The sequence below is a fragment of the Paenibacillus sp. N22P23 genome (assembly GCF_059383735.1).
This window is the reverse complement of the sequence record NZ_JBXENT010000004.1, coordinates 78,684-99,267: the sequence shown is the minus strand read 5'-3', so window position 1 is coordinate 99,267 and position 20,584 is coordinate 78,684. Positions and strand designations below refer to the sequence as shown.

Here is a 20,584-nt window from a genome sequence, read left to right as displayed (position 1 = left end):
AAAGTGAGGTGCAGGCTCATTGACGAGTGAAATAGATTCAAGTAATCAATCAGAATCAGCGTCGGCTCAGATGATAACAATCGTATTGGATGACGATCCGACAGGGACGCAATCCGTGTCGGGTGTATCCGTGATTCTGAAACCGGATTTAGAAGCACTCCGCCGTGAGCTGCTTCAGGGTCCCATAGGAAATGCTCTCTACGTGCTGACGAACACGAGAGCACTGCCGCAGGCAGAAGCCGTGGCGCTGATTCACCGTATCAAGTCGGATACGGAGCGTGCTGCAGCTGAGGCAAATGTCGCTGTCCGGTTCCTGCTTAGAGGCGATTCTACGCTGCGCGGACATGTTTTTGCCGAAATCGAAGCGCTCAGCGGAGGCGTTAAAGAAACAGCGCTGTTCGTGCCGGCATTCCCGGAATGCGGCCGGGTAACGCGAGGCGGGGTTCACTATTTGCTGACGGGCACAAACGGCAATGCGACGACTCCGACTTGGATACCGGTTGCCGCAACGGAATTTGCGCAGGACCCTGTCTTTGGGTACAAAAGCGCAACGATGCAGGAATGGGTTGAAGAAGTTAGTAAAGGCGACTGGAAATTGAAAGCGGTTACCCTGGATGACTATGCAAACATCGGAATCGCAGCTGCCGTAAGCCGCGCGCTACTGGAAGCAGAGCCGGGCACAGTGGTCGTTCCGGATGCTCAGTCGTTTGAGGATCTATGCCGCGTTGATGAAGGCCTTCGAATAGCGGAAGAACAAGGGAAAACGGTCGTCGTTCGCAGCGCATCTACGTTTGCTTCGATTCGCTGCGGTTTGCAGCCGCTCGCTTTAGAGCAGGCGGCGATGCCGGAAAGCGGTCGATTGCTTATCGTTTGCGGGTCGCACACAGCTGCTTCTTCGCGGCAACTGGCGCAGCTGGAGCGTTATACCGGCGAGACGCCGATCGTGCTTCCGACGCAGCGATTGCTCCATGATGAGCAGGATTCGATTGTCTCAGAAATTGCGGCGCGTGTGGTGACTAGGTTGAATGAAGGGAAGCTTGCGATAGTTGCAACGGAACGGGTAAGGCTTGCCGAGCATGGCGATCTTGCCATCGGAGCGCTTGTTATGAAGGCGCTTACGAGTGTAGTGTCTCAGGTTGCTCTGCATTGTGATGGCGTGATTTCCAAAGGGGGCATCACCTCTGCGGATGTAGCGTCAGTAGGGCTTGGGGCAGACAGCGCTTATGTTGCAGGCCAATTGGAGCCCGGCGTGTCGCTCTGGTTATTGAACCCAAAGGGCGAAGAAGATGGACGAGAAATACCATACTGTGTCGTTCCCGGCAATGTCGGTGATGAGAGTACGTTAGTGCGGTTGGTACAGAAATTCAACTCAATCGGAGGTAGTTCACAATGAAAATCGCCATAGTCGGGGCAGGGGCAATGGGCGGTATGCTTGCCGCTAAATTCTCCATAGCCGGTAACGATGTGACACTGATCGACGTATCACAAGCACTAATCAATGAAGTCAATGAGAACGGACTTATTGTCGATGCGAAAGGGCAAGGCAGTGCGACCTACAAGCTTCATGTAACCTCGAATCCGGAAGAGATCGGCATTCAGGATGTTGTTTTCTTCTTTATCAAAGCGCATCATACTTCCTCAGCGGCAGCGAATGCCAGACCGATGATCGGTGCAGAAACGGTCATCGTCAGCTTGCAGAACGGCTGGGGAAATGCCGATGTGTTATCCGGCGCCTACCCGGAGGGGAACATCATTGTTGGTGTCACCTACCATAGTGCTACAGTGCTTGGGGTTGGCAAAGTCGGTCATACCGGTTTCGGAGCTACCTTTGTCGGACCGTATGATGAAGGCGTGAGCTTGGAGTCGGCAGAGCGGATCGGCAGGCTGCTTAATGAAGCGGGGATTGAAACGACGGTAACGGCGAAGGTGAAGACAGAGATTTGGAAGAAGCTGATACTAAACGCTGCAACACTGCCTACTTCAGCTTTGACCGGATTGTGCGCAGGTTATCAAGGAGAGAAAGGTGCACTGCTTGATCTCGTGGATGATTTGGCTGCGGAGGCAGTGGCCGTCGCGCAGTCGCTCGGTTATGAGATTGAACACGAAGAACGGATTGATCGCATTCATACGATTCTGGAGAATGCAGGCAAAGGGAAATCCTCCATGCTGCAGGATGCGGAAGCCAAGCGCAAAACCGAGGTGGAGGTCGTTAACGGCGCAGTCGTACGAGCCGCGGAACAAACCGGCGTCCCTGTCCCGCTGAACAAGGCGATGGTCGCGATGATTGCAGGACTCGAGAGGAGCTGGAGAGCGTGACGACAAGCATTCGTTTTCTAGGTATGGCCGGCTACGAAATTGTTGGACCCGATAAGCGGATTCTTATCGATCCCTTTCTTTCCGGCAGTCCTAATGCTCCAATTAAGCATGAAGAGATGGAAACGCCTGATGTGATCCTCGTGACGCATGCTGCTTATGATCATCTCGGCGATACCGCGGCCATTGCCAAAAGAACCGGAGCACCGGTTGTATGCGGCGGTGATGTGCGAGCGGTTCTGTTCGAAGCGGGACTGCCACCCGAGCAGGTGCAGGCAACGGTATGGGGTATTGTAGTTGAGGTGAACGGTGTCATCGTGCGCCCGGTAGAAAGCCATCATTGGTCACAGACGAGGCTGAAGGATGGTCAATATGTATCGGGTGTGCCGATGGGTTTCATCGTGGAACCGGAGCCGGGAATTCGTATCTACCATTGCGGTGATACTGCTATTTTCGGCGATATGAAGCTGATCCGTGATCTGTACGCACCGACAATCGGTCTTATGGGCTGCAATAATTCACAGGCTTTGCTGGCAAGAGCCGTTCAAGCGGGACGACTGCTGACCGGTGAGATGTCGCCGAAGGAGGCGGCCATGGCCTCTGAATTCCTCGGCTTAGATTATGCGATTGCGTCCCATTATCTCGATCTAACCAATGAACTTGAGAAGCAGGATGTGGATGCGTTTCTGGCGCTCGTGCCGGAGTATGACACGACCGGTAAACGCGAAGCGCTCTATATGGAAGTAGGAGAAACATTACATTTTGAAGGAAGCACGGTCAGAAGGGAGCAATAGCCTATGATTATGCCTGCGTCTCAGACTTTGCGGCCGGATTACTTCCTTCTCTCCAGTGAGGATGCTCGTACTCGGTACTTGGAAGTGCTGCTGCAGTCTGGCGTAACGAATTGCTATGCTGCGGCATTCTACGGAGCCGACGGCAGCATCGGCGAGTCCTATGGCGGACAAATTGTAACCTCAAATGGTAGTCATATGGCGCCTGATCCAACTAAGCCGTTTAACGTCGGCTCCGTCACGAAAGTGATAACGGCTTCGCTTATTATGAAGCTTGCCGAAGTTGGGCAGCTGTCGCTGGATGATGCCGTTTCCCGATTTGTGCCGGCCTACCGACATGCGACCACGCTCCGGCAGCTCATGACACATACTTCAGGTCTGCAATGGACGACGCCGTGGAAGTGGCCCAAACCGGAAGAGCTGGCAGCCTGCCGAACCGCGATCTATGACTGTGATCCAGCGGAGCCGCCGGATCAGAACGCGGTTTATTTTACGCAAGGCTATTTCATTCTGATGGATGTCATCGAGCAGGCAACCGGGCAATCACTCGAAGCGTTTGCGAAGGAAATCCTGTTTACTCCGCTCGGTATGACCAACACGACCTTTGATGTATTGGACTGGGAGTCGGGCAGCTATTCGCTTCCGTACAATCTCGCAAACACGGCCCCCGAAAGTGAGCTTGAAGGTTTAGCGGCAACCGGTGAGAGCGGATTGTATTCGACGCCTGGTGATCTCATTCATTTTGCCATTATGCTGCTGAATCACGGTGTGTTCGAAGGAAAACGGATTTTCTCAGAAGCCGCTGTTCATGCCATGCTGTCGGAAGTGACAGGTAGGCGCTTCTCCAAATCTCCAGTCTTCTGGATGAAAGGTGCCGTTGATCCTTATAGCTGCTTCGGTGATTTCGTATCGCCAAGGGCTGTCGGCCATCCGGGCTTCTCCGGCTGTATGCTGATGCTGGACCCGGAAACGCGGAAAGCCGGCTGCCTGGTAACGAATAGCCAGAAGCTGCACGCGGACTGGTCGCATTACCGTAGACTCTGGAACATTTTCGCCTGCCTGCCTGCCGAAGGGGGCTCATAATGGGAGGATGCTCATGTATAAAGTCGGGTTGATCGGGACGGGGTTCTGGTCGGAGAAGCATCTGAAAGCTTGGCAGCGTATTCCGAATGTGCAGATTGCCGCATTATGCAACCGGAGCAAAGAGAAGCTGCTGCGCAAAGCGGACGAATACGGCGTGCCGCATGATCAGCTTTATTCCTCACTGGAAGAGATGCTCGAGCAGGCGGACATCGATATCGTCGATATCGTTACGCCGCCTGAAACGCATCTTCATCTGGTGGAGTTGGCTGCCAAGGCAGGGAAATTCATTATGTGCCAAAAGCCGTTCGCACCGTCCTACGAGGAAGCGGAAGCCATTGTTGAGGCAGCCCGTAAGTATGATGCCAGGCTGATGGTTACGGAGAACTGGCGCTGGCTGCAGCCGATTCAAACGATCAAGCAGGTGCTCGAATCCGGCGTGCTTGGCCAGATTCGGGTGGCGAGATTTATCCACTCGGATTATTTTACCGAACGGATGAAACCGGGAGCGAACTTACCGCAGCCTTTCCTAACAAAGATGCCGCAGCTGATGTTCTATGAAATGGGTGTTCATTGGTACGATACGTGGCGTTTCCTGTTCGGCGAGCCGAAGCGGCTTTATGCGGAGCTAAGGTCGTTTAGCCCGAACGTAGTTGGCGATGATTCCGGTGTGGTCACACTTGGTTATGACAATTTCTACGGCCTTATGGACATTTGCTGGGTTTCGAGACGCGAGCTTACAGGACCGATTATTGAAGAGCAGGTGGATGCAAGATTCGTGGAGCATTTTGTGGTGGATGGGGACCTTGCTACGCTCAAGATGTACGGGAATGAAGGGAAGATCGTCCTCCTTGATAACGACGGACAAGAGACTGTAGTGGCAGAGCGTACCGAGCTCGACCATGAAGAGAGCCATTATCGGCTGCAGTCCCATTTCATTGAGTGTTTGATGTCGGGCAGGTCGTTTCAGACGAGTGGGGAAGATAATTTGCGGACGCTGCGCTTAGCTTTTGCCACTTATGAAAGTAACGAGAAGCATCAAGTGGTCCATCTGGACTGATTGTTGACGGTGAAGGGTGATTGCGATGAAAGCTGCGGTGTTCAGTAAACCATTTGAAATTATAGTGAGTGAAGTAGCAAAGCCCCAGCCTGCTCCCGGCGAAGTGCTGGTTTCTGTGAAGGCGGCAGGGATTTGCGGAAGCGATCTGCATAATTACGATGGATCGCATCCTTATGTTCGGTATCCTTCGATTTACGGGCATGAGCTGTCCGGCGTTGTCGAAGAGGTAGGAGAGCAGGTGTCCGGGACAAAGCCGGGTGACCGTGTCATTATTGAACCGGCTATTCCGTGCGGCAGCTGTTATCCATGCAGGAGCGGGAAGTACAACTGCTGCATCGATATGAAATTCGTCGGCTCCTTTGGCGGGCAAGGCGGCTTCGCCGATTATGTTGCGGTTCCGGAGCGATGCATTCATCCGATGCCGGATGAGATGGATTTCCGAATCGGCGCGTTGTGCGAGCCGTTCACGATTGGGGCGCAGGCGGTCAAGCAGGCGAATATCAAGAATGGCATGACCGTTACGATTCTGGGTATGGGTCCGATCGGACTGACGATTCTGATTCTGCTTAAGCAGCTTTACGCTGTGCGCGTGTTTGCCGTCGATGTTGTGCCCGAGCGGCTGTTGACCGCGAAGCAATTCGGTGCGGACATTCTGATCAATCCGCTGGAAGTGGACCCTGTTCAGCGCGTGAAGGAATTGACCGGCGGCGAATATTCCAATGCCGTCATTGAGGTGGCCGGCCTGAAGCGGACGATGGAGCAGACGATTCATCTGGTTAGCGCAGGCGGTCATATCGTGATCGTTGGGTTAACCTCCGATGACGTAAGCTTTCCCGGCATTCTGTTTACGAAGAAAGAAGTCGAAATCCGTGGCAGCCGGAACAGCGTGGATCAATTTCCGTTTATTATCGATTTCCTCAGCCGCCATCGCGAGCTGGCGGAATCCTTTATTACGGCAACGATGCCGTTTCAGGACATTGCGCATGCCTTCCACGAAGCCAAGACGAAACCGAATGCGTTCAACAAAATCATTTTGATGTTCGACGAAGCATAGGCGGGCAGGAGATAAAACGCATGTAGCGCACCAGGAGATCTACATGGGAGCGAATTCGGCGTAAGAGTAGCTCTGGGAGCAACACATAACGCGATTCGTGTAAGTTTCGGTGAATGTGCAGCTCTAGGAGCTACTTGATTCTTCACAATGAGCGAATGAAGCGCACCAAGGGAACTGCTTGGTAGCTGCTCTGTTCCTTCGAGCCAAGCCTAATAAATAAGCCCGGAAGGACAGCGAATTCACCTTTGCTGCTGTTTCCGGGCCTTGTTTGTTTTTGTTTGAATTTCTGTATTCAAAAACAAACAAACATGATAAACTAAGTTCAACATCATAAATCAAACTCATTCGGAGGTATTCACAATGGTACAAAGTTTGTGGGAACAAGAGAAAGCATCAGAATTGCAAGGCGGACTTGCGCAGCTGGTTTATCGTTCTAATATCATCGGTACCGATCGTCGCGTATGCAACTGGGGCGGCGGCAACACATCCAGCAAGACAACGGTACAGGATTTCCGCGGCCGTGACATTGAAGTGATGTATGTGAAAGGAAGCGGCTCTGACCTTGCAACGATGAAAGCAGGCAACTTCACAGGTTTGCGCTTGGAGGATATTCGTCCGCTGTTCGAGCGCGATGAAATGTCCGATGAGGAAATGGTCGGTTACCTGGCGCACTGCATGATCGACAGCAAGCATCCGCGCGCTTCAATCGAAACGCTGCTGCACGCATTCCTTCCGTTCAAACACGTTGACCATACTCACCCGGACTCCATCATCAGCTTGTGCTGCGCAGATAACGGCAGAGAACTGGCGAAAGAAATTTTCGGCGACCGTTTCGTTTGGGTTCCTTATGTACGCCCAGGGTTTACGCTCTCCAAAATGATCGCTCAAGGCGTGCTCTCGAATCCGAAAGCAGAACTCGTACTCATGGAGAAACACGGTCTTGTTACTTGGGGCGAAACGTCCGAGGAAGCTTACGCGCAAACGATCAAGATCATTACAGAAGCGGAAGACTTCATCGAAGCTCGTGTCAATGAAGCGAAGCTGTTCGGCGGCGTGAAGCACGCAGCACTTGAAGCAGACGTACGTAGAAGCATTGCTGCACAAGTGATGCCAACGATTCGCGGCGCTGTCAGCGATGCGAAGAAAATGATTCTGACGTTCGACGATGCAGACGATGTACTTGCATTCGTAGGCGGGGCGAAATCGCCTGAGCTGTCCCAAGTCGGCGCAGCTTGCCCGGATCACCTCGTTCACACGAAGGTCGTTCCGCTCTTCATCGACTGGACGCCGAACACAAGTGACATCGACGGCTTGAAAGCGATTCTTAAAGAAAGCATCGCTGCGTATAAGAAACAATATGAAGCCTATTTCGAGCGTAATAAGAACGAAGGCGACGTGATGTTCGAAGCAGCGCCGCGCGTAATTCTTATTCCGGGAATCGGCATGATCAATACAGGCAAAAGCTGGTCCAACTCCAAAGTAAGCGGTGCTCTTTACCACCGTGCGATTGCAGTTATGCGCGGCGCAACGGCTCTTGGCGAATTCGTTTCCCTCAGCGAGAACGAATCCTACAATGTCGAGTACTGGCCGCTTGAGCTGTACAAATTGTCGCTTGCTCCTGCAGAAGCGGAATTCTCCCGCAAGGTTGCCTTCATTACTGGCGGTGCAGGCGGAATCGGCAGCGAAACAGCTCGCCGACTCGTTTCCGAAGGCGCGCATGTTGTACTTGCCGACCTGAATCTGGAAGGTGCAGAGCGGGTAGCCGGCGAAATTAATGAGAAGTACGGCGAAGGCCGTGCGGCTGCTGTGAAAATGGACGTTACAAGCGAAGAGGCGGTTATGGCTGCAATCGCTGAAACAGCACTTACTTACGGCGGTCTCGACATCATCGTGAACAACGCGGGCCTTGCTACATCAAGTCCTTTTGACCAGACTTCCTTGAAAGAATGGAACCTGAACATGAACGTGCTTGGCACAGGTTACTTCCTTGTGGCTCGTGAAGCGTTCAAGCTGATGAAAGAGCAAGCAATCGGCGGCAACATGGTATTCATCGGCTCCAAAAACTCCGTCTATGCGGGTAAGAGCGCATCTGCGTACAGCTCTGCAAAAGCATTGGAGGCTCACTTGGCACGCTGCGTGGCAGCAGAAGGCGGAGAGTTCGGCATTCGCTGCAATACGATTTTACCGGATGCGATTCTGCAAGGATCTGCAATTTGGAACGGCAGCTGGCGCAACGAGCGGGCAGCCGCTTACGGCATTGAGCCGGATCAGCTGGAAGAGTACTACCGTAAACGGACGACGCTGCTCGTTAACATCTATCCGCGCGATATCGCAGAAGGCGTAGCGTTCTTCGCATCGTCCAAGGCTGATAAAACGACTGGCTGCATGTTGACGATTGACGGCGGCGTGCCGGCAGCATTTACACGATAAGAGAGGTTGGTGCGGGCATGTATCAAGCAAGAGGCGAGAAGCACTGGATTATTCCGGACGGTTATATTCCGCCAACGAGCAAAGGTTCTCTTGAAAGCCATGAATCGGTATGTGTGCTCAACTGTTCCTCCGAAGATGCGCTGATTCGAATGACCATCTTCTTCGAAGACCGCAATCCGCTCGAAAACATTCTTGTCGTCGTACCAGGCAGACGAACCAAACATATCCGCACCTCTACCCTTTCGTCAGGAGGAGCGTTCATTCCGGTGGGCGTTCCTTATGCGATTGAGGTATTGAGCGACATTCCAATTATTGTGCAATACAGCCGTCTGGATGCAACCCAAGCGGAGAATGCATTGATGTCAGTTATAGCTCATCCTCTAAAATAGCGTAAAGGAGCATGTGAGATGGACCAAACAATACAAGCTAATTATGAAGCGGCCAAAGCGCTGTACGCTCGCCATGGAATCGACGTGGATGCGGCATTGGAACAGCTGGCTCAAGTCAAAATATCGATGCACTGTTGGCAGGGAGACGATGTACGCGGCTTTCTAAATAAAGGCCAAGCGTTGACCGGAGGTATCTCGGTTACCGGTAATTATCCTGGGGCTGCAGGTACGCCGGAAGAGCTGCGCGCGGATTTGGAGCTGGCATTCTCCTTGATTCCGGGCAAGCATAAGCTGAATCTGCATGCCATTTATGTAGATACCAACGAGCAAGTGGAGCTTGATAAAATCGAACCGAAGCATTTTCAGAAGTGGGTAGATTGGGCGAAGGAGCAAGGCTTAGGTCTTGATTTTAACCCGACCTGCTTCTCCCACGAGAAGTCGAAGGACGGCTTCACGCTCAGCCATCCCGATCCGGAGATCCGTCAGTTCTGGATCGACCACTGCAAAGCATCACGCAAAATCGGCGCGTATTTCGGCGAGCAGCTCGGCCAAACCTGCGTCACGAACGTATGGATTCCGGACGGCTTCAAGGACACGCCTGCTGATCGTCTGGCACCGCGCAAACGTCTGAAGGATGCGCTTGACCAAGTGTTCGAGGAAGAATTGAACCCTGCTCATAACCTGGATGCGGTTGAAAGCAAGCTGTTCGGCTTGGGCTCCGAAGCTTACGTAGTCGGTTCGCATGAGTTCTATATGGGTTATGGTATTCAAAACAATAAACTGATCTGTCTGGATGCAGGCCATTTCCATCCGACGGAAGTCATTTCGAATAAGCTGTCTGCGATTTCGCTCTTCACAGATGGCATTCTGCTTCATGTCAGCCGTCCAATGCGCTGGGACAGCGATCATGTCGTGACGATGGACGATGAGCTGATCGATATCGGCCGTGAGCTGGTTCGCGGCGATCTGCTTAGCAAAACACATATCGGCCTCGATTTCTTCGATGCCAGCATTAACCGCGTCGCTGCTTGGGTTATCGGAACACGCAACACAATTAAAGCACTGATGAGAGCGATGCTGGATCCGGTTGAGGCGCTGCGCCAAGCTGAGCTTGACGGCGACTATACGACTCGCCTTGCTCTTCAAGAAGAATTCAAGTCTTATCCTTTCGGCGCGGTATGGGATTATTACTGCGAGAAGAATGGTGTGCCTGTGCGTGAAGCATGGCTTGCCGAAGTGAAAGCTTACGAGCAAGCAGTGCTGCTGCAGCGTGGCAAAGAGCCGGTCGAAGCAGAATCTAACGTATAGGAGGATGCAGCTTGCCAAGCATTCTGGCTTATGACCTTGGAGCCAGCAGCGGAAGAGCGCTGCTAGGCCGATTGAGTAATCGCATCATTGAGGTGGAAGAGGTTCACCGATTCGGCAATGACCCCGTTGGCGTCGGCGATCGTTTGCAGTGGGACATTCTCCGATTGTTTCATGAGATCAAACAGGGACTGCTGAAGGCGAAACATGCCGGCGAAACGCCGGCAAGTCTCGCGATCGATTCCTGGGCGGTTGACTTTGGACTGATCGGTCGAGGCGGCGAGCTGCTCGGCAATCCGTACCACTATCGGGATCACCATACGGATGGTGTGATGGAACGCACGAAGTCGCGCCTGACGACGGAGATGATTTTCGGCCGGACTGGCATTCAGTTTCTGCCGTTTAATACGATTTATCAGCTTGCGGCGCTGAAGGAAGCGAACTCTCCGCTGATTGAGGGAGCGGAACGTTTCCTGATGATTCCGGACCTGCTGCGTTACTTCTTGACTGGCGAAATGCATAACGAATTCTCCAATGCGACAACGACGCAGCTGTACAATCCTCTTGAAGGACGCTGGGACCAGCCGCTGCTTGAAGCGATTGGGATCTCGCCTTCGCTGTTCGGCGATGTTGTTCAGCCCGGAGCCCGAGTTGGTCAACTGCGGCCTTCACTTATGGAAGAGCTCGGCATCAGCGCTGTTCCGGTGTATGCTGCAGCGGAGCACGATACGGGCTCTGCGGTTGCGGCGGTTCCGGCGCTTGAGCGTGATTTTGCCTACTTAAGCTGCGGCACTTGGTCGCTGATGGGAACGGAAGTCGATCGTCCGATCATTAACGAACTCGCGCAGGAGCTGAATTTCACGAATGAAGGCGGCGTTTACGGTACTTACCGTCTGCTCAAGAACATCATGGGGCTTTGGATTTTGCAGGAAAGCCGCAGAGCTTGGGAACGTGCCGGACAGTCGTATAGTTTCCCTGAGCTGGTCGCGATGGCAGAGAAAGCGCCGGCGTTCGGTGCACTCATCGAGCCGGATGATCCGATGTTCCTCCACGCAGGCGACATGCCTTCGCGCATTCGTCAATATTGCGCAGCAACAGGCCAAACAGCACCGGAAACACCGGGCGAAATTGTCCGTTGTATATTGGAAAGTCTTGCGCTGAAATACCGTTATGTGCTTGAATTAACAGAGCGGTTGTCGGGTAAGACGTTTAGCGGCCTGCATATGGTTGGCGGCGGCATTCAGAATGTGCTGCTATGCCAGTGGTCGGCGAATGCAATCGGCAAGCCGGTTTGGGCCGGTCCGGTTGAAGGAAGCGCACTTGGTAACCTTGTCGTGCAGTGGATTGCGCAAGGCGAGCTCTCCGATATTTGGGAAGCGCGTAAGGTAATCCGGGAATCGTTCCCTGTCGTTACGTACGAGCCGCAGGAGAGCCAATTATGGGAAGATGCATACGGGAAGTTCCGTGCATTGACGGGGCTTCATTAATAGAAGATGGCTGCGCCGCTTGAAGGCGGGGCAGCCGTTTTATTTTGAAGGTAATATGAGCAGTTCGCGAGAAGAGGATGACTATGCTGGTTGCAGAGCGTTATGAGAAAATAGTAGGACTGGTAAATGAACGGGGCAGCATTCGGGTAACGGAGCTGAGCGAGCTGTGTCAGGTGACGGAGGAAACCATCCGCCGCGATCTGGACCGGCTTGAGCAGGCCGGCAGGCTTCGCCGTTCGCATGGCGGCGCGGTCAGCGTGAAGGAGCTGCCGCAGCAGCAGCCGGAAATTCCATATGCGGAGCGGGAAATTATGCACGCGGAAGAGAAGAAGCGCATCGCACAGGAGGCGGTAAAGCTCATTCGCCCGAAGGATCGCATCCTGCTCGATGCAAGCTCTACCGCTTGGTATATGGCTTCGTATTTGCCGGATTTTCCGCTGACGGTGCTGACCAATTCGATCAAAGTAGCGACGGAGCTGAGCAGCAAGGAGCGTATCGAAGTGATTTCGACCGGCGGCTTGCTTGCGCAGCGTTCCTTATCCTTTGTCGGTCCGCTTGCGGAACGGTCGCTCGACCTTTACCATGTCGATAAAGTATTTCTCTCCTGCAAGGGCGTTCATTTGGACCGCGGCATCAGCGAGTCCAATGAGCTGCAAGCGCGCATCAAGCAGAAAATGATCGGTATGGCGGACGAAGTCATCGTACTGGCTGATGCCAGCAAGTTTGGCGTTCAAGCGTTCACGCATGTCGCCGATATCGGCGAAATTGACATGCTGATTACGGATCAGCGGCTTCCGCAGGAGACGCGGGTGCAGCTTGCGGAGCGAACGTCGATTACGGTTTTGACGGTATGAGTCAAAGCGGTTGTGAAGTGGGGCGGAAGCCTTGACGAGCATCCGCTTTTTTCTATTGTCAACATGTCTGACAACCTGATAAAATGATATCATAACTATTTCATAAGGCGAGGTGCCGGTGAACATGAAAGTTTCTTTATTTATTACTTGTTTAAGCGATGCCATATATCCCCCGGTAGGTGAAGCGATGGTGCGTTTGCTTGCTAGATACGGAGTGACGGTCGAATTCCCGACGGTGCAAACCTGCTGCGGTCAGCCTGCTTTCAACAGCGGCTATTGGAAGGAAGCTCGGGAGACTGCGGCTACGATTTTGGCTGCTTTCGAAGATTGCGATTTCGTTATTTCACCTTCGGGTTCTTGTACGGGAATGATTCATCATTATCCGAAGCTGTTCGAGAACGACCCTGTCATGTTGGAGAAAGCAATTAAGCTGCAGGAGAAATCCTATGAGTTTTCGCAATTTCTGGTGCAGGTGCTGGGGGTTACGGATGTTGGCGCGAGCTTCCCGCATAAAGTCACCTATCATCCCTCGTGCCACGGAAGTCGTCTGCTCGGCGTGAAGGAAGAACCGCTTCTGCTCATGGAGCAGGTGCAGGGGATGGAACTTATTCCGCTTCCTTTTGCCAATGATTGCTGCGGGTTCGGTGGTACGTTTGCTGTGAAAATGTCGGATATCTCCGGAGCGATGGTGAACGAGAAGACCGATCATGTGCTGGAAACAGATGCAGAAGTGCTTGTCGGGCTGGATATGGCATGCCTGATGAACATTGCGGGCAATTTGCGTTATCGGGATAAACCAGTGCGCGTCATGCATCTGGCGGAACTTCTCTATGAAGGAGTGAAAGGCGCATGAGTGGAGCAGGAGCGGTTGGCGGCAACACAGTCAAGGAACGGGCGGATTTAGCGCTCAATAATGATTTTCTGCGCAAAGCAGTTAAGTTTACGACGGAGAGGCTGCGTACGGGTAAGGAGAAAGCGGCCGAGGACCATGGTAACTGGGATGACTGGCGCGAGCGGGGGCGGCAAATTCGGCTTCATACGATCGCGCACCTCGATTATTATTTGAATCTGTTTGTGAACAATGCGCGGGCGAACGGCGTCCATGTTCATTTTGCCGAGACGGCGGCGGATGCTGTGAAGATCTCGCTTGATATTGCCAAACATGTTGAGGCCAAATCGGTCGTGAAGTCCAAATCGATGGTGACCGAGGAGCTGCATCTCAACACGGCACTAGAGTCGATCGGTGTAGAGGCGATCGAGACGGACCTTGGCGAGTACATTATTCAATTGGCCGGCCAAACGCCATCCCATATCATCATTCCGGCTATTCACTTGAATCGCTATCAGATTGCCGACCTGCTGTCGGCCGATGCCGGAGAGACGCTTGAACCGGATACGCAAATTCTTGCCGGCTTCGTGCGCCGGAAATTGCGTGAGCGGTTTCTGGATGCGGACATCGGTATGACGGGCTGTAACTTTGCCATCGCCGAGACAGGTTCGATGGTCCTGTTCGAGAATGAGGGTAATGCGCGTATGGTGACGACCGTTCCGAAGACGCAAATTACGCTGATGGGGATGGAGCGCATCATTCCATCGTTCGCAGATCTGGAAGTCATGGCGACGCTGCTGCCGCGTTCGGCGACTGGGCAGAAGCTGACTGTATATATGTCGGGCATTTCCGGGCCTCGCCGCGATGTGGATGCAGATGGTCCGGATGAGATGCATATTATTATCGTGGATAACGGACGATCCTTGCAGCTTGGCGATCCTGAGTTTCAAGAACTGCTCAACTGCATTCGCTGCGGCGCGTGTCTGAATGCTTGTCCGGTTTACCGTCATATCGGCGGTCATGCCTACGGCGGGACGTATAGTGGCCCGATCGGTGCGGTGCTGACTCCTGCGCTGAAGAAGAATGTTGCGGAGTGGGATGATATCGCGAATGCTTCAAGCTTGTGCGGTGCGTGCTATGAAGCATGTCCGGTTAAGATTCCGCTGCACGAAATGCTCATTTACTTGCGCCGCCGCAAGCTCGAGAGCGGTCGCGGCGATAAGCTGGAAGCACTCGGTATGAAGGGCTTCGCTGCCGTCATGAAGAACTCGAAGCGGTTTAAAGCTGTGCTGAAGATCGGTCAACTCGGTCAGAAGCTGGTCGTTCGAGATGGCGGGATTCGTACGAAGATCGGTCCTTTGAAGGGATGGAACTCTTATCGGGTGACGCCGAGTTTGCCGAAGGAATCGTTTAGGGAGAAATGGCCGACAATGGAGCAAGAAATCCGCAGCGGCCTGCAGGAGATGGATCCTGCGATGAAGAGCCGCATGGAAGCGATTGTGAAAGAACGCGGAACAGGCAAAGGAGGACATGGTCACCATGGCAGCTAAATCAGAGGAGCATCAAGCTTGGCTTGACGGACTGGCGGCGCAGTCGCGTGCGAAGCAGGTTGGTTTCATCGACGGGATCTCCGCGAAGCTGAGACGTCCGCGTGAGATCGAGCCGCCGGCGCATCCGTATCGCGGCGCGCCGGATTTCTGGAAAGAATTCGACTGGCCGCTCGAGGAGCGTGTTACGAAGTTTATGGATAATTTCAAAGCGGTCGGCGGACACCCTGTTCGACTTACGGATATGGAAGAAGCGAAGTCGTTTATTGCGGGCAAAGCGGCCGAGATGAGCGTGAAATATATAGTCCGCCAGAATCAGCCTGAGCTAAATGAGCTTGGACTCGAAGCCGCCATTCCGGATGCGAAGATTTCCGTCTGGAACAGCGATCCCGAGGAGCACTGGAAAGCACGCGCGGCTGAAGCAGATTTCGGAGTAGTTGTTGCCGACTATGCTGCTGCGTATACCGGCTCCATCACCGTTCTATCTTCGAAAGACAAAGGCCGCTCAGTCAGTTTGCTGCCGACGGTGCTTATGGCCATTATTCCGATTGAACGGTTGCATACGCGGTTAGGTCAAGTCCTGATTAACTTTGATCAGGCAGGGCGCGAGAATTTGCCGGCAGGCATTCATTTTATATCCGGGCCTTCGCGGTCGGCAGATATTGAGAACGATCTGACGATCGGCGTACACGGTCCAGGTGTCGTCTATGCGATCATTGTTGGCTAACAGAAGGGAATGCTAGCGATGGAAGTAACCCGTTTATCGAAACGGAATCATTATGAGGAGATTGCCGAGCAGTTGAAGCGCTTGGTGATTGACGGCAAGTTGAAGGTTGGCGACAAGCTGCCTTCCACGAAGGAGATGTCGGAGCAATTCGGCGTCGGACGCTCGACTATGCGCGAGGCGCTCAGTGCGCTCAAGGCCATGGGCTATATCGAGATTAAGCAGGGCGGCGGATGCACGGTCATTAGTAGTGCCCCGCCTGAAATCGAACTGCCCGAATTGCAGTCGCTGCGGATGAACCGCGAGACGCTGCTCGAGCTGCTCGAAGCGAGGCAGTCCTTGGAAGTATCAAATGCCTCCATCGCTGCGCTGAAGGCAACCGACGCGGATCTGGCGGAGCTGCACCGGATCATGCTGGAGATGGAAGCATCGGTCGGCGATGACCTGGAAGGGGAGCGCACGGATGTACTCTTCCATGCCACGCTTGCACAAGCGACGCATAACTCCATCATGGTGCGGCTGTTCGATTCCATCGTGAGCCAGCTCGAAATGGCCATCCGCGAAATTCGGCGGGTCGAGATCTATGCGAATCGCTCGGTTTCCGAGCGGTTGTACCGCGAGCATCTCGCTATTTACGAAGCGATCTCAAGCCGGGATGCAGACCTCGCGGGTGAACGGATGAAGCAGCACCTTGTGCATGTGGTAAGTAATTTATTGAAGCATTTATAAGGGGATGCCCGCCGGGATCAGGTATGATCTTAGGCGGGCATTTTATTTTGCAACTTTTATGTGGTGACCATTGCCCCTCCGTTGACGTGGATGACTTCGCCTGTTACATAGCTGGAATCGTCGGACGCCAGGTACACATAAGCAGGTGCCAGTTCGAACGGCTGCCCTGCCCGCTTCATCGGAGTATCCAAGCCAAAGGTGGAAACGTAATCTGCAGGGTAACTGGAAACGGTAAGTGGCGTCCAAATCGGTCCCGGTGCGACCGCATTTACTCGGATACCTTGGTTAACTAAGGAAAGGGCAAGTGATCGTGTGAATGAAACGACCGCGCCTTTCGTAGAAGAGTAGTCAATCAGAAGAGGTGCCCCTTGATACGCTGTAATTGAAGCCGTACTGACGATCGTACCTCCGGACTTCATGTGCGGAAGCGCTGCTCTGGTTAAATAGAACATGGGGAAAATGTTCGTCTTGTACGTGTTATATAGCTGCTCCGTAGAAATATGCATAATGCTGGTTTGTGGAAATTGTACGCCTTGGTTAAGAATCAAGACATCAATCTTACCGTATGTCCGCAGCGTAAGATTGACGACGTCCCGGCAATGCTGCTCTGATCTCAAATCACCTGGTAGAAGCAGGCAGGTTCTGCCGAGCTGTTCGATTCTTTGCTTTGTTTCGGCAGCATCCTTATGTTCATACAGATAGGGGATGACGACATGGGCTCCTTCTTTGGCAAAAGCAATTGCAACCGCGCGACCAATGCCGCTATCACCGCCGGTAATGATTGCAACCTTATCTTGAAGCTTGCAGCTGCCTTTATATGATGGATTTTCAAAGATTGGCCTTGGCACCATTTCATACTCGAGCCCTGGCTGGACAGGCTGATGCTGGGGAGGAAACGCGATAGGCTCTTCTTTGCAGACAGTCTTTTTCCCATAATAAGGGTATACAGGAATCATTGGTTATGGATAACCTCCTGAAAATATTCAGATGGTCTACATTATTCAGGCGGAACGTGAATGGGTACATGAGCGGAGTTCAAGACTAGTGACTGCGGCTGTGGTGTAGTAAAATAAGGAATCATGCTTGATCAAAGGAGACTTGATATGTGCCGTAATATTAAGACGCTGTTCAATTTTGACCCGCCTGCTACGGAAGAAGAGGTTCATGCAGCGGCGGTGCAATTTGTCCGTAAACTCTCGGGGTTCACTGCGCCATCCAAAGCGAATGAAGCTGCTTTTCACACCGCCATTGATGAAGTTACTGCAGTTGCTCAGAAGCTGCTGAGCTCACTGGTGACCAACGCCGAGCCGCGCAATCGCCAAATCGAAATCGAACGCGCCCGCATTCGCTCGGTAAAGCGGTTTGGGACGAAGTAGCATGGCGTCATGCCGAGTTGCGTCATCGACGAAGTGATGAGTTCGTATTCGGTGGTAAAGCGAATTCTTTACTCGCAAAATCTTCTCTAGCGCGCAAAAGTTGAATCCACTATAATTGTACATAAAGTAAAAATAATAGTCCTGAAGCACAGGCTGCTCTTCTCGGAACTTTTCCGAGCGGGCAGCCTATTTTTGTTTGTCGGAGGAGTGTGCCTATGATGATGGAGCAAGGGTTCGAGCTAGCCTATTCGCGCATGATGGAGCAAGCGATCGAAGGTGGGAGCGAGGAGCGAAAACGCAGATTGGCGGAACCTGGCGATGCAGAGAAAGCTCTGCTTCAGCAGGTGTGGTGGCCGGCCGTGGGGAACCTGGATTATCTGCATCCCGAGTATGAGCTGCAGGATTTGAAGGGCGGGACGCGATTCGTCAATTATGCTTACTGCCCTCCTTTGACTTACCGTTTATTACTGGAGGTCGATGGCTTCGGCCTGCATTGGCGCGATATTTCCCGCTGGAAGTTCGCCGACGATCTAAGCCGCCAAAATCAGCTGCTTATCGAAGGCTGGAAACTGCTTCGTTTTGCCTTCGACGAGGTCATGGAAAAGCCGCGCCGCAGTCAACAAACGCTGCTCATGGCACTGGCCAAATGGGGCGGCATCGCTCGCCGTGCTGGAGAGGACTTGAGTGTTTACGAGCGAGCACTTTTGCATTTGATGCAAGAATGCTGGGGGGAGCTGACACCTGTCACGGCGGCGAAGAAGCTGGGGATTTCCAGAGTTTCAGCAGCAAAATATCTTCGATCCCTCTTAAGTAAAGGGTATCTTGTAACTAAAGTTTCATTAACAGGTAGAATCATGCGCTACAGTCTCTCCAGTTCAAACTGGAGTAGCAGGTAATGAGGTAGCACACCAGGTGATCTACATGGGAGCAAATGCGGCGAAATGAGCCAATGAAGCAAACCAGGTGATCTACATGGGGGCAAATGCGGCGAAATGAGTGCATGTAGCGCACCAGGAGATCTACATGGTGGCAAATTCAAAGTTTGCATGGGCCGAACGCCCCCCCGCCACTCCAACTTTTGGCCTCTGGGCCAAAATGGTTTATACTGGGTAAGGAATGCAAAGATGGCGCCAGCATTCGAGGAGATGCATGCCGATGCTTACTTTCGGGAATTTTTTTACGTATTTGATGGTCGTTAATATTCCACTCGCGATTGCGGTTATTTTCATGGAGAGGCGTAACGTTGGCGTGACGTGGGCATGGCTGATGGTGCTGCTCTTTCTGCCGGCGGTCGGATTCGTGGTGTACCTGGTACTGGGGCAGAATCTGAGCAAGAAGAAGATTTATAAGCTGAACAAACGGACGAAAGAAACGATGAACACGATGATCGAGAATCAGCGGCGGGAGTTTCGGGATAATCAGGTTGTGTTTAACGATGCAGCAGCTGCGAACTACGCGGATATGATCTATATGAATTTGACGAGCGGTTTTGCGCTGTACACGCAGAACAACAAGGTTGAAATTTTTACCGACGGCAATGATAAATTCGGTGCGCTGTTCGACGATATAGAGCGGGCGAGCAGTCACATTCATCTCATGTACTACATTGTGCAAAATGACAAACTGGGCAATCGCCTACTCGATGCGCTTACGAATAAAGTCAAACAAGGCGTCAAGGTCAGATTTCTCGTCGATGACATCGGATGCTCGCTGCTCCCGCGTCATTTCTTCGATCGGCTGCGAACTGCAGGTGGAGAGGTCGCATTCTTCTTCCCATCCAAAATCCCTTACTTGAACATTCGCGTCAATTATCGCAATCATCGAAAGCTTGTGATTATCGATGGGCAAATTGGCTATATTGGCGGCTTCAATATTGGAGATGAATATTTAGGGCAGGATGAGCGCTATGGCGCGTGGCGGGATTCGCATCTGCGCATTACCGGCCATGCGGTGCTCCAAATGCAGGCCCATTATATGCTGGATTGGAACATGGCTTCATCGTCGCCGATTACAAGAGACGTGCTGGAGCTGTTCCCGCCGGCCGCCAATACAGGAAACGCGGGTATTCAGATTGTGTCGAGCGGACCGGACCAGACGCTGGAGCAAATCAAGAATGCGTATATCAAAATGATCAATTCGGCGAAGGAAACGATCTATATCCAAACGCCCTATTTTATACCGGATGAAAGCTTATTAACCGCTCTGAAAATGGCCGTTCTATCCGGAATCGACGTACGCATGATGCTGCCAAGCAAGCCGGATCACAAAATGGTGTACTGGGCATCGTACTCGTATCTGGGGGATCTGCTCAGCGAAGGCATGAAATGCTACCTCTACGAGAAGGGCTTCCTTCACGCGAAAACGATCGTGGTGGATGGTCATGTCGCCTCGGTCGGGACAGCCAATGTGGATATTAGAAGCTTTAAATTGAATTTTGAAGTTAATGCGATTCTATACGACACCGAAACGGCGGCACAATTGAAACGTATATTTGAAGAAGACATGAAGGTCAGCTCTGAGCTGACTTATGAAGCCTACAAGCAACGATCGACGTTTCACAGGTTCAGGGAATCCTGCGTACGGCTGTTATCGCCGATCTTGTAGTGGGTAATACAG

At 52.6% G+C, this 20,584-nt stretch carries 19 protein-coding genes; 18 read left to right on the top strand and 1 reads right to left on the bottom strand.

The window, feature by feature from the left end; translation table 11 throughout:
* Positions 1 to 19 precede the first annotated feature (19 nt).
* The 15 genes from AC506A_RS18650 to AC506A_RS18580 all read left to right on the top strand — a co-directional run bounded on the left by AC506A_RS18650 (position 20) and on the right by AC506A_RS18580 (position 16,592).
* Positions 20 to 1,393 carry a four-carbon acid sugar kinase family protein gene (locus tag AC506A_RS18650; RefSeq protein ID WP_495462516.1) on the top strand — a complete coding sequence of 458 codons (1,374 nt, stop codon included), beginning with the start codon at positions 20 to 22 and terminating at the stop codon, positions 1,391 to 1,393.
* The gene (locus AC506A_RS18645) at positions 1,390 to 2,316 is read left to right on the top strand and encodes a ketopantoate reductase family protein (RefSeq protein WP_495462515.1); all 927 of its coding nucleotides are present in this window, start codon (positions 1,390 to 1,392) and stop codon (positions 2,314 to 2,316) included. The genes AC506A_RS18650 and AC506A_RS18645 overlap by 4 nt, the downstream gene beginning before the upstream one ends.
* Positions 2,313 to 3,107 (top strand): MBL fold metallo-hydrolase, encoded by a 795-nt coding sequence (locus AC506A_RS18640; RefSeq protein WP_495462514.1) that lies wholly within the window; start codon positions 2,313 to 2,315, stop codon positions 3,105 to 3,107. The genes AC506A_RS18645 and AC506A_RS18640 overlap by 4 nt, the downstream gene beginning before the upstream one ends.
* A 3-nt stretch (positions 3,108 to 3,110) precedes the next feature.
* Positions 3,111 to 4,187, top strand: a complete 1,077-nt coding sequence (locus AC506A_RS18635) for a serine hydrolase domain-containing protein (protein ID WP_495462513.1) — start codon at positions 3,111 to 3,113, stop codon at positions 4,185 to 4,187.
* Positions 4,188 to 4,200: 13 nt separating this feature from the next.
* On the top strand, positions 4,201 to 5,244 hold the full coding sequence (locus AC506A_RS18630) for a Gfo/Idh/MocA family protein (RefSeq protein ID WP_495462512.1): 1,044 nt from the start codon (positions 4,201 to 4,203) through the stop codon (positions 5,242 to 5,244).
* Positions 5,245 to 5,269: 25 nt separating this feature from the next.
* Positions 5,270 to 6,298 (top strand): zinc-binding alcohol dehydrogenase family protein, encoded by a 1,029-nt coding sequence (locus AC506A_RS18625; protein ID WP_495462511.1) that lies wholly within the window; start codon positions 5,270 to 5,272, stop codon positions 6,296 to 6,298.
* A gap of 360 nt (positions 6,299 to 6,658) precedes the next feature.
* Positions 6,659 to 8,728 (top strand): bifunctional aldolase/short-chain dehydrogenase, encoded by a 2,070-nt coding sequence (locus tag AC506A_RS18620; RefSeq protein WP_495462510.1) that lies wholly within the window; start codon positions 6,659 to 6,661, stop codon positions 8,726 to 8,728.
* Positions 8,729 to 8,745: 17 nt separating this feature from the next.
* On the top strand, positions 8,746 to 9,117 hold the full coding sequence (locus tag AC506A_RS18615) for a sensory rhodopsin transducer (protein ID WP_495462509.1): 372 nt from the start codon (positions 8,746 to 8,748) through the stop codon (positions 9,115 to 9,117).
* Between the two features lie 18 nt (positions 9,118 to 9,135).
* Positions 9,136 to 10,425 carry an L-rhamnose isomerase gene (rhaA, locus tag AC506A_RS18610; RefSeq protein WP_495462508.1) on the top strand — a complete coding sequence of 430 codons (1,290 nt, stop codon included), beginning with the start codon at positions 9,136 to 9,138 and terminating at the stop codon, positions 10,423 to 10,425.
* Between the two features lie 11 nt (positions 10,426 to 10,436).
* Positions 10,437 to 11,909 (top strand): rhamnulokinase, encoded by a 1,473-nt coding sequence (locus AC506A_RS18605; protein ID WP_495462507.1) that lies wholly within the window; start codon positions 10,437 to 10,439, stop codon positions 11,907 to 11,909.
* Between the two features lie 83 nt (positions 11,910 to 11,992).
* Entirely contained in the window at positions 11,993 to 12,763 is a 771-nt protein-coding gene (locus tag AC506A_RS18600) for a DeoR/GlpR family DNA-binding transcription regulator (RefSeq protein WP_495462506.1), read from the top strand.
* A 124-nt stretch (positions 12,764 to 12,887) separates the two neighbouring features.
* Complete coding sequence (locus AC506A_RS18595) at positions 12,888 to 13,616, top strand: (Fe-S)-binding protein (protein WP_495462505.1); 729 nt, start codon at positions 12,888 to 12,890, stop codon at positions 13,614 to 13,616.
* Positions 13,613 to 15,142: a LutB/LldF family L-lactate oxidation iron-sulfur protein gene (locus AC506A_RS18590; protein ID WP_495462504.1), complete on the top strand. Its 1,530-nt coding sequence runs from the start codon at positions 13,613 to 13,615 to the stop codon at positions 15,140 to 15,142. The genes AC506A_RS18595 and AC506A_RS18590 overlap by 4 nt, the downstream gene beginning before the upstream one ends.
* On the top strand, positions 15,132 to 15,866 hold the full coding sequence (locus AC506A_RS18585) for a LutC/YkgG family protein (RefSeq protein ID WP_495462503.1): 735 nt from the start codon (positions 15,132 to 15,134) through the stop codon (positions 15,864 to 15,866). The genes AC506A_RS18590 and AC506A_RS18585 overlap by 11 nt, the downstream gene beginning before the upstream one ends.
* Before the next feature lie 18 nt (positions 15,867 to 15,884).
* The gene (locus AC506A_RS18580; protein ID WP_495462502.1) at positions 15,885 to 16,592 is read left to right on the top strand and encodes a FadR/GntR family transcriptional regulator; all 708 of its coding nucleotides are present in this window, start codon (positions 15,885 to 15,887) and stop codon (positions 16,590 to 16,592) included.
* A gap of 56 nt (positions 16,593 to 16,648) precedes the next feature.
* On the opposite strand, the gene AC506A_RS18575 is transcribed toward AC506A_RS18580, so the two are convergent.
* Positions 16,649 to 17,548 (bottom strand): SDR family oxidoreductase, encoded by a 900-nt coding sequence (locus AC506A_RS18575; RefSeq protein ID WP_495462501.1) that lies wholly within the window; start codon positions 17,546 to 17,548, stop codon positions 16,649 to 16,651.
* 147 nt (positions 17,549 to 17,695) lie between these two features.
* Between AC506A_RS18575 and AC506A_RS18570 the strand changes: the two genes are divergently transcribed.
* The 3 genes from AC506A_RS18570 to cls all read left to right on the top strand — a co-directional run bounded on the left by AC506A_RS18570 (position 17,696) and on the right by cls (position 20,572).
* On the top strand, positions 17,696 to 17,968 hold the full coding sequence (locus AC506A_RS18570; protein WP_495462500.1) for a DUF2277 domain-containing protein: 273 nt from the start codon (positions 17,696 to 17,698) through the stop codon (positions 17,966 to 17,968).
* Positions 17,969 to 18,183: 215 nt separating this feature from the next.
* On the top strand, positions 18,184 to 18,864 hold the full coding sequence (locus AC506A_RS18565) for a DNA-binding response regulator (RefSeq protein WP_495462499.1): 681 nt from the start codon (positions 18,184 to 18,186) through the stop codon (positions 18,862 to 18,864).
* A 259-nt stretch (positions 18,865 to 19,123) separates the two neighbouring features.
* Positions 19,124 to 20,572, top strand: coding sequence for a cardiolipin synthase (gene cls / locus AC506A_RS18560; RefSeq protein WP_495462498.1), 1,449 nt, complete (start codon positions 19,124 to 19,126; stop codon positions 20,570 to 20,572).
* Positions 20,573 to 20,584: the final 12 nt, after the last annotated feature.

Coding starts and splice junctions, on each gene's coding strand:
- AC506A_RS18645 (WP_495462515.1), top strand. CDS start 1,390: ATGAAAATCGCCATAGTCGGGGCAGGGGCAATGGGCGGTATGCTTGCC.
- AC506A_RS18585 (WP_495462503.1), top strand. CDS start 15,132: ATGGCAGCTAAATCAGAGGAGCATCAAGCTTGGCTTGACGGACTGGCG.
- AC506A_RS18590 (WP_495462504.1), top strand. CDS start 13,613: ATGAGTGGAGCAGGAGCGGTTGGCGGCAACACAGTCAAGGAACGGGCG.
- AC506A_RS18565 (WP_495462499.1), top strand. CDS start 18,184: ATGATGATGGAGCAAGGGTTCGAGCTAGCCTATTCGCGCATGATGGAG.
- AC506A_RS18600 (WP_495462506.1), top strand. CDS start 11,993: ATGCTGGTTGCAGAGCGTTATGAGAAAATAGTAGGACTGGTAAATGAA.
- AC506A_RS18620 (WP_495462510.1), top strand. CDS start 6,659: ATGGTACAAAGTTTGTGGGAACAAGAGAAAGCATCAGAATTGCAAGGC.
- AC506A_RS18635 (WP_495462513.1), top strand. CDS start 3,111: ATGATTATGCCTGCGTCTCAGACTTTGCGGCCGGATTACTTCCTTCTC.
- AC506A_RS18580 (WP_495462502.1), top strand. CDS start 15,885: ATGGAAGTAACCCGTTTATCGAAACGGAATCATTATGAGGAGATTGCC.
- cls (WP_495462498.1), top strand. CDS start 19,124: ATGCTTACTTTCGGGAATTTTTTTACGTATTTGATGGTCGTTAATATT.
- AC506A_RS18630 (WP_495462512.1), top strand. CDS start 4,201: ATGTATAAAGTCGGGTTGATCGGGACGGGGTTCTGGTCGGAGAAGCAT.
- AC506A_RS18575 (WP_495462501.1), bottom strand. CDS start 17,548: ATGATTCCTGTATACCCTTATTATGGGAAAAAGACTGTCTGCAAAGAA.
- AC506A_RS18595 (WP_495462505.1), top strand. CDS start 12,888: ATGAAAGTTTCTTTATTTATTACTTGTTTAAGCGATGCCATATATCCC.
- rhaA (WP_495462508.1), top strand. CDS start 9,136: ATGGACCAAACAATACAAGCTAATTATGAAGCGGCCAAAGCGCTGTAC.
- AC506A_RS18615 (WP_495462509.1), top strand. CDS start 8,746: ATGTATCAAGCAAGAGGCGAGAAGCACTGGATTATTCCGGACGGTTAT.
- AC506A_RS18570 (WP_495462500.1), top strand. CDS start 17,696: ATGTGCCGTAATATTAAGACGCTGTTCAATTTTGACCCGCCTGCTACG.
- AC506A_RS18625 (WP_495462511.1), top strand. CDS start 5,270: ATGAAAGCTGCGGTGTTCAGTAAACCATTTGAAATTATAGTGAGTGAA.